Source organism: Hippea alviniae EP5-r (genome assembly GCF_000420385.1).
GTDB lineage: Bacteria > Campylobacterota_A > Desulfurellia > Desulfurellales > Hippeaceae > Hippea > Hippea alviniae.
On sequence record NZ_ATUV01000001.1, the window covers coordinates 639,742 to 652,662 of the forward strand.

Below are 12,921 nucleotides of genomic sequence, written 5' to 3' on the forward strand. Positions count from 1 at the left end.
TTACCCTCCTTCGTTTAGCTTCTCTTTTATTATCTCGGCAATCCTTCTGCTTATGCCTTTAACAGATGCAATCTCATCTATGTCAGCTTCTCTTAGTCTATCAATATTACCGAATTTTTCAAATAAAGCCTTCTTTCTTTTTGGGCCTATAAACTCTATTCTATCCAGCGCACTCATTAAAACATACTCTTTTCTCTTTTTTCTATGATAGCTTACGGCAAACCTATGCGCTTCGTCTCTGAGTTTTTGGAAAAACTTAAGCAAATCTTCATCTATCTCAATTATGCCTTCTTCTGAATAAATTTTGTCAGCCACATCACCCAAAGAGCGCTTGGATAAACCATCTTTTTTCTCTTTTGCTATGCCTAAAACGATAATCTCCGGAAATATCCTTTTTGCTGCTTTTACCTGAATAACGCCGCCGTCAACAAGAAGAATGTCAGGCAATTTTAAAGAGCTTCTGATTAGCAACTTTTTATGCCTGCTCAACATCTCTTCCATAGCTTCGCTCTCATATTTTGACTCAAGTTTGTATCTTCTATACATCTGTTTATCAAATCCGCTTATACTGTATCTGACAACTCCGCCAACGACATTTTCAAAGTTTATGTGAGATATGTCTGCTATGTCTATCGCATGTGGCATTTTTAAAAGACCGAATCTCTCTTTTAGTTTTGAGAGTATTCTGATGTTTTCTGAGAACTGATTTAGGTGGATGTCGAGATTTAGTTTGGCATTTTTCAAAGCCATCTCAAGCAGTTTTCTTCTTTTACCCTTTTTAGGCACTATAACCTGAACATTTTTTAGCGTTGATATGGCTTTACTCAGAGTATTTGTATCTTTTAAGCCGTCTGTTATTATAACATCAGGTATAACCTGCGACGATACAAGGTAATACTGTGTCAAAAAGCTCTCTATAAACTCATCATCTATATGAGCCTGATAGAAGAAAAAACTCCTGCCGCCTGTTATGTTTGAAAATCTTACGCTCATCACATAAACACAGACGATGCCGTCTTTTTCTGCAAATGCCACAACATCGCAGAAATCTTCGTCTATCTCACTTACAGTCTGCTTGTTTTCAAGCAGCTCAATGGCTTTTAGTTTATCCCTTAACTCAATAGCCTTCTCAAAGTTCAACTCTTCAACGCACCTGTCTATCTCACTCTTTAGCTTCTTTTTGATTTTTGACGGATTGGTTAGAATTTCTCTTATCTCATCTATAAGCTTTAAATACTTATCTCTGCTTATTGCTCCTATGCAGGGTGCTGTGCACTTTCCCATCTGATAATAGATGCATGCCCTATCTGAGCCCTGGCATTGAGAGTCGTTTTTTTGAATAATCTTAAACGATGATTTCAACAACTTAACAAGTGTTCTCAGCTTATCAACAGGTGTTATAGGCCCAAAGTAAAAGTCGCCCTTTTGCTTTACTCTTCTTACGATTGTGAGTCTCGGGAATTTTTCAGAATAACTGATACGCAAATACGGATAGCTTTTATCGTCTCTCAAAACAATATTGTAAGGCGGTCTGTACTCTTTTATCAGGTTTGACTCAAGAAGCAACGCTTCAAGCTCACTGTTTACGACGATAATCTCAACTGACGAAGCTTCTCTAACAAGAGATATCTTGAACATATCCAGATCGGAAGGTTTCAGATAGCTTTTTAGCCTATCTCTTAGCGATTTTGCCTTGCCTATGTATAAAATCTCATCGTCTTCGGATTTTATGATATAGACGCCGGATTGTGTAGGTATCTCTTTTATAAGGTTATGGTCTTTAAACAAATCAATCTTCATCTATAGAAAACAGCAAGCCAGATGGCAGGTTTTGAAGTATATTCGACTCTGTGAAGTTCGTGTGGCTCTATGACTAAATAATCGCCTTTTTTGAGCCTAACCCTGCCCTTTTCTTTAAAGAACAGCTCGGCTTCACCTTCAAGCAGTAAAACAAACTCATACTCATCCTGGTCGTAAAAGAAACCTTCAGGCGATTTCTGGCCATTTGAGATAATTCTTTCTATCCTGACATATTCGCTTTTTGTTATCGTCTCAAAAATCTCTTCGTCTGCAAGCCTTATATTTTCAAATGCATTCATCTTTCCAGTTAAACACTGAGCCGAAAAACTCATCGTTGTTCTTTTTTAAAGTTGTTCTGTCGATATCTATAATGTCGTTTATGATTAGTCTTTGTTCTATAGTTTTTCCTATTATGCTAAAATCAAGCCCCGCTTTGTCGCACAACTCTTTTAGCTTATCGGAATCGTCCGTCTCAACGATTATAACGCCCTGAGTTTCGCTAAACAGATAAAAATCGGCTCTGTCTTTTATGTCAAGCTTGACTTTGGCTCCTGTTTTTCCTTTCAAAACCATCTCAGCTAAGCAGATTGCTATACCGCCTTCTGAAACATCGTGAGCAGATAAGATATATCCCTTCTCTGTTGCTTCAATCATAACGCTTTTGAGCTTTTTATGGGTTTCGTAATTTATCTTTGGCAGTTTGCCTTCTATTTTGCCGTATATCCACTTAAGATAAGCAGAACCGCCAAGTTCTTTCTCTTCTATCCTGCCAATCATACAGACATCACTGCCTATCTTTTTAAAACCGATACTTGCAGCGTTTAACGGCTTGTTGATTATTCCAACCATGCCGATTGACGGTGTCGGGAGTATATTTTTGCCGCTTGTTTCATTATAAAAGCTCACATTTCCACTAACGACCGGCACTTCCATAGTTTCGCAAGCCTTTTTTAACCCTTCGATTGACTCTTTAAACTGCCACATGATTTCTGGGTTTTCTGGATTTCCGAAGTTTAAGCAATCCGTTAAGGCTATAGGTTCTGCACCTGTTGTTATAAGATTTCTGTATGCTTCTAAAAAGGAGAGCTGAGTGCCTTTATCAGGATTTAAAAATACATATCTCGGATTTACATCAATCGTCGCAGCAACGCCCTTTTTTGACTCTTTAACCCTTATAACGGCAGCATCGCTTCCGGGTCTTAAAATCGTATTCGTCTGGACGGTGGCATCATACTGCTCATACAACGGCTCTTTATTTGCAAACTCAGGACTCTTTATAAGCTTTAGCAAAACGCCATTGTAATCGCTGGGTTCTTTTATCGAATCAAAATCAAAACCTTCTTTCTCTTTTATGTATGCCGGTTCTTTTGTCTCTCTGTTGTAAACCGGTGCGTTTGATACCATAAACTCAACATCTATATCGGCAACAAGCTTGTTTTCATAAAACAACCTTATTCTTTTTGTGTCGGTTACTTTGCCTATAACTTCAGCGTCAAGATTCCACTTCTTGAATATCCTTTTGACTTCTTCCTCTTTGCCTTTTTTTGCTATAACAAGCATTCTCTCCTGCGATTCAGATAACATTATCTCACTTGGCGTCATTTTCTCCCTTGTCGGCACCTTGTCTAAATACAAATCAAGCCCGACACCTCCCCTGTCTGCCATCTCAAACGAGCTTGAAGTCAAACCCGCTGCACCCATATCCTGAATACCTTCGATTATATCTTTATCCATCAACTCAAGGCATGCTTCAATTAGGAGTTTTTCCGTAAACGGATCTCCCACCTGAACGGCAGGTCTTTCTTCTTCTGCGTTGTCGTCGAAGGAGTTTGACGCCATTGTCGCACCGTGAATCCCGTCTTTACCTGTTTTTGAGCCAACATAAAAAACAGGATTGCCTATACCCTTTGCCATGCCTAAGAATATCTTCTCTTTTCTGCCTATGCCGAGCGTGAATGCATTGACAAGGTTGTTTGTATTGTATGACTCATCAAAGAATGTCATACCACCAACAGTTGGCACTCCAACACAGTTTCCGTAATCACCTATTCCACGCACAACGCCGTCTATCAGGTATTTTGTTCTTGGATAATCAATCGAGCCAAAAAAAAGGCCGTCAAGATTCATCACAGGCCTTGCACCCATAGTGAAAACATCCCTTAGAATTCCACCCACTCCCGTGGCTGCACCCTGATAAGGCTCTATGAAACTCGGGTGATTGTGCGATTCCATCTTGAATACTGCAACAAAACCGTCATCTATATCGACAACACCGGCATTTTCACCAGGCCCAATAATTACCCTTTTGCCTTTTGTGGGCAACTTTTTCAAATGAATTTTCGAAGACTTATAGCTGCAATGCTCACTCCACATGGCAGATGCTATCTCAAGCTCTATATCTTCTGGCTCTCTGCCCAATTTTTCTTTTAATAGTTCGTATTCTTCTATCTTCAAACCTATTGCGTTTAGCTTTTCCTCCAGATTCATTTCTCCTCCCTTTTAAGCAGAATAGTGGTGTATTCTTCTAAAAAAATATTTTTCAGTACCCTTAAACCGCTCTCTTCGAAAGCTCGCTTGACCTTGAAATTTTCCTCTATTAAGACACCGGATAAAAGCAAATGGCCGTCTTTTTTTAAAACCCTTAAAATTTCATCCTTCATGGACAAAATTATATCGTCGAATATATTTGCGATAACAAGGTCAAATTTTTCATCTACGGCTGCAGGCGAATCAGCGACAAAGCAATCAATATCAACATTATTTAATTTCGCATTCTTTTTGCACTCGTCGATGGCAAATTTTTCTATATCAAAACCCACTGCTCTTTTTGCTTTTAGTTTCATGGCTGCAATAGATAAAATCCCGCTTCCTATACCTACATCAAGCACACTTTTGTCTTTTAAGTCGAGTGTCTCCATAACTTCTATGCAGCTAACGGTTGTCTCATGCACACCGGTTCCAAAGGATTTACCTTCAGCGAGCGTAATTTTAATCCTGTCTGTTTTTACATCTTCTGGTGCTATTATGAATTTTTCTCCTATCTCAATAACCTTTGCCTTATCTTTCAATCTCCAACCCATTCATCTCTCCTGATATTTTATTCTCCCATCCACAACTTCCAATTCAAAATCCAAAATTCAAAATTCACAACTCAAGTTTTTCCATTCCCTTCTCATAAATCCTGCTATTTCCTTTAACTTCCAATGTAAGCGGGTCAAAGAAGAGTATCTCTTTTTCTGCCCACTTGGAGATGACTTCTAAGTATTTTGAATCTCTGTCTTTTGAAAGAACAAATGAGCCATTGTTTAAAATCTCTTTGCAGATATTCTCAAATATTTCTATCTCTTCTTTTGGAAACTTACCTTGATGATAGAACATTACTATCTGCGAATAAGCCAAAAACGCCCTATGCTCTAAATACTCTTTAATGCTTTTGTATTTGTCTTTTAACATCATCATTCTTTGTATATCTGGAATACAACCACCAAGATAGTCATAGATGAGATTTATCTCTTCTTCTGTGTATCCTTCAGAACTTAACCACTCTACAACTATACTCTTATCTAAATGGTCAATCTTAAAAAACTCACTTGTCTTCTTTAGCTTTGCATCATTATAAATCCTATCAATAAACACAGTATTTGAGCTTAGGATAACAACATGAGACAGATGTGTCTCTTTTGTTAAAGAGACACAGAAGTTTAAAAACTCTTTTAGAAGCTCTCTTTCTCCATTGATGTAAATCTCTTCTAATGTCTGAATCTCATCAATGATGAGAATTGGTTTTTTATTCTCTTTCTTTACCTTTTTATCTAACTCATCTATTAGAGCATCAAATAAATCCTTTTTTCTCTCTTTTACCTGTTTTAAAATTTCTGCTTTCAATGTAAATACTGCAACAGATACTCCTGCAGAGATACCCTTTTGCATTACATACTCTTCTTCAGGTTTGATGAACGATTCAAGAAATGTCTCATAGCTTGAGATGAGTTTTCTTCTTAGGTTTACATATCTAACCCAATAGTTCCCTTTGGGTTTTAAGTTCTCAAAATCTTCAAACAGCTCCTTTTCAACAACATACTCAATGAGTGTTGTTTTGCCTGAAGATTTTGGGCCATAAACCCAAAGGATTAACTCTGGTAATTGATTGAACCAGTCAAGGAGGAAGTTTATCTCTTTATCTCTGTCTATGAGTTTTTTGTTTCTGAAGGTTCTTGTGTTCATGGGTTGCTCCTTTTAGTCAGTTTGTTTTTATTATACAGGGAGTTTAAAAGAGTTTGCAAGAAAAATGAAAATTTTTAATTTTAAGTAATCTTTCATTCACAAAGCGAAAAACAGCTCATCTATTTATCCAACTCGCTAAAAACTTCGTAATGTATCACTTTCTCTTCAAACTCAAGCAGAAAATCCTTATCTTCTGGATAATACTTAGCCTTTTCGTAATCTTCGCCGGCGAATTTTTTGATAGCATCCAAACTCTCCCAAAATGTGATGAGAGTAAAGTGAGCTTCTTGCTTCTCTTTTCTTCTTAAAAAGATAAGTTTGATAAACCCTTCAGTGTTGGTATAATCCGGTATTGCTTTAGTTTTTAGAAATTCTGAGTATCTCTCATAATCTTCAACCCTTGTCTTTCCATGCCACACCCTTGCTATCATCACAAACTCCTATCTGACTCAAATTTTCTTAACATTTTTATCTCATCTGCCCATATTGAATTATTTGGCGTTTCAAGAATCAAAGGAATATCGTCAAACCGCCTATCTCTCATTAAAAGTTTAAAGGCGTCTATACCTATTTTACCCTTGCCTATGCTTTCGTGTCTATCAACCCTGCTGCCGAGTTCAACCTTAGAATCATTCAGATGAACACCTTTTAGCAACTCAAACCCAACTATCTCATCAAACTTCTCCCATGTTTTAAAAAAGCTCTCCTTATCTCTTATGTCGTATCCTGCAGCAAACATATGGCATGTATCAATACAAACACCGATGCGTTTTTTATCTTTGACCGAATCGATTATATCCCTTAAATGCTCAAACCTATAGCCGATATGCGTTCCATCACCTGCCGTATTTTCAATAACTATAATCACATCTTCCGTCTCTTCGATGATTCTGTTTATGTTTTTGGCAACAAGCTTGATGCACTCTATCTCTGAAATTTTATTCAGATGAGCACCTGGATGAACATTTATCTTGTTCAGCGATAGCTCTTTCACTCTTAATACTTCATCTTTAAACGATTCGAACGACTTTTTAGCGTTCTCTTCAACAACACTGCCCAAGTTTATCAAATAACCCGCATGCGGCAGGATATATTTACTTTCAAAACCCAGCTCTTTGCAATTTTGTTTGAATTTCTCAACGGTATCTTTATCCAAAGGCTTCGCCTTCCACTGTCTCTGGTTTTTTACAAACAGAGCAAAGGCGTCTGCTCCTATCTGCTTTGCCCTAACTGGTGCGTTAAATACGCCACCTGAAGCACTAACATGAGCTCCTATATGTTTCATACTGTCTTCTCTTTTAAAAATCTCTTTATTCCATAAATCAAAAAAGCAAGGTAAACGGGAATTACGACAATAAAGCCAAACCTATACCCTGCTGCAATAATTGACAAGACAGCAAGCAGAACAAACTCAAGAGCAATAAACCTATCAATAATCATTTTAAGCCTTATTCTGCCTATCTTCTTTGGTATGTAAAACAGCAAAGCAATACAGTTTATAAATCCTGTTATCGCCGTTGATATGGCAAGCCCAACGAAACCAAGCCAAAAACCCAAACTTAATGATGAGATTATGGCTGCAATCGATGAGATAACAGATACCCTAAGTGGTGTCTTTGCATCTTTTAAAGAGTAAAACGCATTGTTCAAAATCTTCGAAAATGAGTAAAAGATAAAGCTAACCATCATGATTTTTAAGGCTAATGCTGTGTTTAGGGTGTCTGTGAGTGAAAATTTACCGTGCATAAACAGAATTTCTATGATTTTGTCTGCAAACACGATAAAGTAAATCTCAACGCCTATGGACAAAAAGAGCATAAACTTGAGCAGAACTTCGACGGCAGATGGTATCTTCTCTTTCTCTATTTTTGATAAACTTGGCAGAGAGCTTTGGGTTATGGCTATAGAAAATACAGCAAACGGAAGTTGAAACAGTCTGTTTGCATAAAAAAGATAGGTAAAGCTGCCTGCCTGAAGAAAACTTGCAACGAATGAGTCCACCATTGACGAGATTTGAGATGCACTACTGCCTAATGCCGTTAAGGTTGTTAAAGAGAATATCTCTTTTGTTGACTTTTCAAGTTTTAACGAGAATCTAAACGGCAACCTTAGGCTTAAAAAATCAATCAAAGAGACTAAAACCTGCAAAACTCCACCAATCAAAACACCAACCACTAAAGCATAGGCAGGATTTTTAAACTTACCCAGAAGCAACAAAACAGCAGCTATTAAAGAGACATTTAAAAGTGCAGGTGCAAATGAAGGAATGGCAAAATGCTCATAGCTGTTTAGAATTCCCATAAGAAGGACATACAATCCGACAAAAAATAGATAGGGAAAAATAAGTTTAATAAGGCTGTTCATTGTTGATGAGTAAGGTGAGTTGATGTATCCACCTGCAAACAGAAGCATCAAAAGTTTTGAAGCCACAATACCCAAAACGGTTATAATAAGAAGAACGACGCAGAAATAGAAGATAAGGTTAAAAATAGCCTTCGGTTTCTCTTTTTCTTCTATCTTTGATAAAACAGGAACGACAGATGAGTTTATCGCTCCTTCGCCAAGAAACCTTCTTAACGAATTGGGTATTCTAAAGGCGATAAAAAACATGTCAGTATAAACGCTTGCACCAAGATGAGAAGCGATAAGTAAATCCCGAACAAAGCCCAGTATTCTGCTTAAAAGCGTAAAAATGGATATGGTTTTTGAGTTTTTAAGCGTTTTTCTTAACGAGAACAACGAATTCGCCCTTTATGGACGGCCTTTTTGAGAGAATGTCAATAACTTCGCTTACTGTTCCAACCAAAAACTCTTCGTGTATCTTTGTCAGCTCTCGTGCAACGACAACTTCCCTTTCGCCCAATGCTTCCTTAACATCAACTAAAGCCTTCAAAACCCTGTTTGGAGACTCATAAAACACTATCGTCGCATCTATATCTGCTTCCTGCAAAGCTTTTCTTCTTTTGGGTGATGTCTTTGGTAAAAATCCCAAAAAGACAAACCTATCCGTTGGAAGGCCGCTTGCACTTAGAGCGGTTATTACGGCACTTACTCCGGGAATTGGGACAACTTCAAGTCCATTATCCCTAAACGCTTTAACAATCCTGTATCCCGGGTCTGAAATTGTGGGCGTTCCTGCATCTGTAATCAAAGCTATGTTTTGCCCATTTTTTGCATCCGTAATTGCCTGATTGATGATTTTTTCAACATAGTAATCGTCGTTGTATTTTATAAGCCTTGTGTCTATTGAATATTTCTCAAACAACCTGCGAGAGTGGTTTGGAGCTTCAGCAAGCACATAATCAACACTCTTTAAAACTTCAACGGCTCGATAGGTTATATCGGCAAGATTGCCTATTGGTGTTGCAACAACAAACAGCTTGCCACTCATAGATTCCTAAAATACTCCCTTATTGCGGGTATATCTGGACAGGGTTTCTCTTCTGGACACCTGCCCCACATACAGGTTGGGCCTGCATTCTCAAATATTATCGGTGCCTTGCTCTTTGCCAGCTTTAGCATCTCGATTGCAGCTTCTCTTATCTCCCACTGAGCCCTTACGCAGCACCTTAAGGAGAAGAAGTGTAAAAGCTCCCGTGCGTTCATTGTTATGACGATGTTTGACACGACTGCCTGCGGAATTACAAAGCGGGCATCTTCCTTTTTTATGCCAAGTTCTATCAGCTTCTCATACAACTCAATTGAGTTTTTAAGGTGTTTTTCGAATAGCTCTTTTGCTTCTCTGTTCTCTTCTATTGACGGCGGAGCTGCAAAGCTGTCTGGTTTGATTTTTGTGTATCTGTGGCTCTGTTGAGAGTAGCTTGCAATTCTGTGTCTTACAAGCTGGTGGGTTGCAACCCTGCTTATGCCTTCTATCAAAAAGGTAAAGTTCACATGCTCTAAAACCGAGTGGTGTCCTGATTTTATAACCCTTCTTAAGATTTTTCTTATCTCTTCATCGTCAAGCTTTAAGGAGTGCGGATTAGAAGAATAACAGACCCTTGCAGCAAAGGCTGCTGTTCTGTCTGGGCCTGGTGTATATTCAATTAAACTCACTCTCATATTTCTCTCTCCATCGCTTTGTGTTTTCAAGTGCAATTTTAGCCTGCAGTTCCCTTTTCATCTTTTTGTTCTTCACTTTACCAACTTCTATGAATCCGAAATTTTCGCTTATTGGCTGAAACTCTCCTTCCTTTGATGTGATGTATCGTATAAGGTCACCAAACATCGTATTTTCGGGTGGCTCTAACATTTTGTTCTTCTTTAATTTAAGTGCAATGTTCATGCCAACATATATGCCGCTTACGGCAGATGCCATATACCCTTCGACACCTGTTATCTGCCCAACAAAGAAGACATTGGATTTTTTCTTTGACTGAAGAAAAACATTCAAAAGTTTTGGTGAATCGATGAATGTATTTCTGTGAAGACTGCCCAACTTTGCAAATTCGACATTTTTAAGTGCCGGAATAAGTCTGAAGATACGCTTCTGCTCTGGGTATGTTAGCTTAGTCTGAAAGCCAACCAAAGATAGAAGTGTGCCTTCTTTATTCTCTTTTCTCAGCTGAACGACTGCAAACGGTGTTTTGCCTTCATATTTCAAACCAACGGGTTTTAATGGGCCGAAAAGTAAAGTTTGCTTGCCTCTTTCTGCTAACTCTTCAATCGGCAGGCATGCTTCAAAGTAATTCTTCTCAAACTCCTTTGGTTCAACTTTTTCAGCCTTCAAAAGCTCATCATAAAACCTGTTATACTCATCTTCCGTAAGCACACAATTGAAGTAATCTTTATCTGAAGAGTACCTTGAGCCCCAAAACCCTTTTGAAAAATCGACAGTGTCGGCATACACAATCGGCGCTATCGCATCGTAAAAATAAAGCATCTCATCACCGATTATCTCTTCTTTTAAATATTCAACAAGTTCACTATCGCACAGTGGTCCACAAGCCACTATCCAGATATTATTATCGTCCAGCTCTGTAATTTTCTCTCTTATAAGTGTAATGTTTGGCTCTTCTTCTGCCCACTTTGTGATTAAAGCCGAAAACTTCTCTCTATCAACAGCCAATGCACCGCCTGCTTCAACTCTAACCTGTTCGGCAGCTTTCAGCAAAACCGAATCGAGTATTTTCATCTCTTCTTTTAGAATACCGCTTGCCGTCGTTAACTTCACACTGCCAAAGGAGTTTGAGCAGACTATCTCTGCTAATCTGTCTGTTTTATGCACTTCGCTAAAATGCTTTGGCTTCATTTCGAATAGATTTACGTTATATCCCCTTCTTGCTATGGCAAAAGCAGTTTCTATACCTGAAAGCCCTGCACCAACTATGTTTACTTTCATACTGATTATTTTTCTTGTGGGTCTGGGAATATCATTATTGTCTCGTCTTTGTTGTTTATCATCAGATACTTATCTGTTGCCTTCTGTTTTATGTAATATGGGTCACTCTTTGCCATCTTTATGTGCATCTTTATCGTGCTTATCTGCTGCTTTACTTCGCTTATCCTTTTATCTAAAAGGGAGCTCTCCTTCTTGAGCTCCCTTAATTGAATCTGTCTTGAATAGATACCCTTTGCAATCAACCCTACAACTATAACGGCTGTTATGAGAAACAGTATGTTAAATACTCTTCCAGCTCGGGTATTCACCATATGGGAACATCTCGTCTTCTATCTCAATAAGTCTGTTGTATTTGGCAATTCTCTCTCCTCTGCAGGCTGAACCTGTCTTAATCCATCCTGAATTCGTCGCAACAGCCAAATCAGAGATGAATGTATCAGCCGTCTCGCCTGACCTGTGCGAGATAACAAACCCATAACCGGCATCTTCTGCCAATCTTATCGCATCAAGTGTTTCGGTCAGTGTTCCAATCTGGTTTAACTTTATCAGCACCGCATTAGCTATAGCATTTTCTATTCCCTTTTCTATAAGCTCCGTGTTGGTTACGAATATATCATCGCCAACGAGCATAATCACATCGCCAAGCTCGTCAGTTAACTTCTCCCATCCATCCCAATCGTTCTCAGCAAGTCCATCTTCAATGCTTATAATCGGATATTTTTGAATCAGCTCTTTGTATAACGATATCATATCATCGCTTGAGAGCTTCTCATTGCCCACCATGTAATACCCATCTTTGTAAAACTCGCTTGCTGCTGGGTCAAGCGCCAACGCTATATCTTCTTCTGGTTTATAACCAGCCTTCTCAATAGCCTGCAGAATCAGTTTTATCGGCTCTTCGTTTGACTCAAGATTAGGAGCAAAACCACCTTCATCTCCAACACTCGTTGCCAATCCTTTATCCTTCAAGATGCCTTTTAAAGCCCAGAAGGTATCAGATGCCATTCTCATTGCATCTTTGAAACTCTCAGCACCAACAGGCACAATCATAAACTCCTGAAAATCAACATTGTTATCTGCATGTTTTCCGCCGTTTAGAATGTTGAGCATAGGCAGTGGTAATAAATTTGCATGAAGTCCGCCGAGATACCTATAAAGTGGCTGTTTGAGTTCATTTGCAGCGGCTCTTGCAACAGCCATAGAGACAGCCAAAATAGCATTTGCACCCAAGTTTGATTTGTTGTTTGTTCCGTCAAGCTCAAGCATCGTGTTGTCGATTTCTGCCTGCTCAAATACATCTAACCCTATAACTTCATTTGCTATCTTGTCGTTTATGTTGTTGACGGCTGTTAGGACGCCTTTGCCTCTGAATCTCTCATCGCCATCTCTTAACTCAATGGCTTCATTATCGCCCGTTGATGCACCGCTTGGCACTTCACTTGTGCCGAGCACATCATTTTCTGTTCTTACCGTGCATTTTACTGTTGGATTGCCCCTTGAATCTAAGATTTCAATGGCGTAAACATCAACTATAACACTCATATATCACCTCCAAT

The 12,921-nt window shown here is 38.7% G+C and carries 13 protein-coding genes; all 13 read right to left on the bottom strand.

Annotated elements, in window-relative coordinates; translation table 11 throughout:
* Positions 1 to 1,800, bottom strand: a complete 1,800-nt coding sequence (uvrC, locus tag G415_RS0103435) for an excinuclease ABC subunit UvrC (protein WP_022670193.1) — start codon at positions 1,798 to 1,800, stop codon at positions 1 to 3.
* Positions 1,797 to 2,132: a cupin domain-containing protein gene (locus tag G415_RS0103440; protein WP_238321441.1), complete on the bottom strand. Its 336-nt coding sequence runs from the start codon at positions 2,130 to 2,132 to the stop codon at positions 1,797 to 1,799. Before G415_RS0103440 ends, uvrC begins: the two co-directional genes overlap by 4 nt.
* Positions 2,086 to 4,287, bottom strand: a complete 2,202-nt coding sequence (purL, locus tag G415_RS0103445) for a phosphoribosylformylglycinamidine synthase subunit PurL (RefSeq protein ID WP_022670195.1) — start codon at positions 4,285 to 4,287, stop codon at positions 2,086 to 2,088. Before purL ends, G415_RS0103440 begins: the two co-directional genes overlap by 47 nt.
* On the bottom strand, positions 4,284 to 4,880 hold the full coding sequence (locus G415_RS09680) for a 50S ribosomal protein L11 methyltransferase (protein ID WP_022670196.1): 597 nt from the start codon (positions 4,878 to 4,880) through the stop codon (positions 4,284 to 4,286). Before G415_RS09680 ends, purL begins: the two co-directional genes overlap by 4 nt.
* A gap of 64 nt (positions 4,881 to 4,944) precedes the next feature.
* Entirely contained in the window at positions 4,945 to 6,024 is a 1,080-nt protein-coding gene (locus G415_RS0103455) for an ATP-binding protein (protein ID WP_022670197.1), read from the bottom strand.
* Positions 6,025 to 6,143: 119 nt separating this feature from the next.
* Complete coding sequence (locus tag G415_RS0103460; protein WP_022670198.1) at positions 6,144 to 6,455, bottom strand: hypothetical protein; 312 nt, start codon at positions 6,453 to 6,455, stop codon at positions 6,144 to 6,146.
* Positions 6,455 to 7,309: a deoxyribonuclease IV gene (nfo, locus tag G415_RS0103465; protein ID WP_022670199.1), complete on the bottom strand. Its 855-nt coding sequence runs from the start codon at positions 7,307 to 7,309 to the stop codon at positions 6,455 to 6,457. Before nfo ends, G415_RS0103460 begins: the two co-directional genes overlap by 1 nt.
* On the bottom strand, positions 7,306 to 8,763 hold the full coding sequence (gene murJ, locus G415_RS0103470) for a murein biosynthesis integral membrane protein MurJ (RefSeq protein WP_022670200.1): 1,458 nt from the start codon (positions 8,761 to 8,763) through the stop codon (positions 7,306 to 7,308). Before murJ ends, nfo begins: the two co-directional genes overlap by 4 nt.
* Positions 8,738 to 9,415 carry a 16S rRNA (cytidine(1402)-2'-O)-methyltransferase gene (rsmI, locus tag G415_RS09685; protein ID WP_022670201.1) on the bottom strand — a complete coding sequence of 226 codons (678 nt, stop codon included), beginning with the start codon at positions 9,413 to 9,415 and terminating at the stop codon, positions 8,738 to 8,740. Before rsmI ends, murJ begins: the two co-directional genes overlap by 26 nt.
* The gene (gene thyX / locus G415_RS0103480; protein WP_022670202.1) at positions 9,412 to 10,086 is read right to left on the bottom strand and encodes an FAD-dependent thymidylate synthase; all 675 of its coding nucleotides are present in this window, start codon (positions 10,084 to 10,086) and stop codon (positions 9,412 to 9,414) included. Before thyX ends, rsmI begins: the two co-directional genes overlap by 4 nt.
* Entirely contained in the window at positions 10,067 to 11,365 is a 1,299-nt protein-coding gene (gene trmFO / locus G415_RS0103485; protein ID WP_022670203.1) for a methylenetetrahydrofolate--tRNA-(uracil(54)-C(5))-methyltransferase (FADH(2)-oxidizing) TrmFO, read from the bottom strand. The genes thyX and trmFO overlap by 20 nt, the downstream gene beginning before the upstream one ends.
* A gap of 5 nt (positions 11,366 to 11,370) precedes the next feature.
* On the bottom strand, positions 11,371 to 11,676 hold the full coding sequence (locus tag G415_RS0103490; RefSeq protein ID WP_022670204.1) for a hypothetical protein: 306 nt from the start codon (positions 11,674 to 11,676) through the stop codon (positions 11,371 to 11,373).
* A complete protein-coding gene (gene eno / locus G415_RS0103495) occupies positions 11,645 to 12,907 on the bottom strand; it encodes a phosphopyruvate hydratase (RefSeq protein ID WP_022670205.1) in 1,263 nt (420 codons plus the stop codon). Before eno ends, G415_RS0103490 begins: the two co-directional genes overlap by 32 nt.
* Positions 12,908 to 12,921 lie beyond the last annotated feature (14 nt).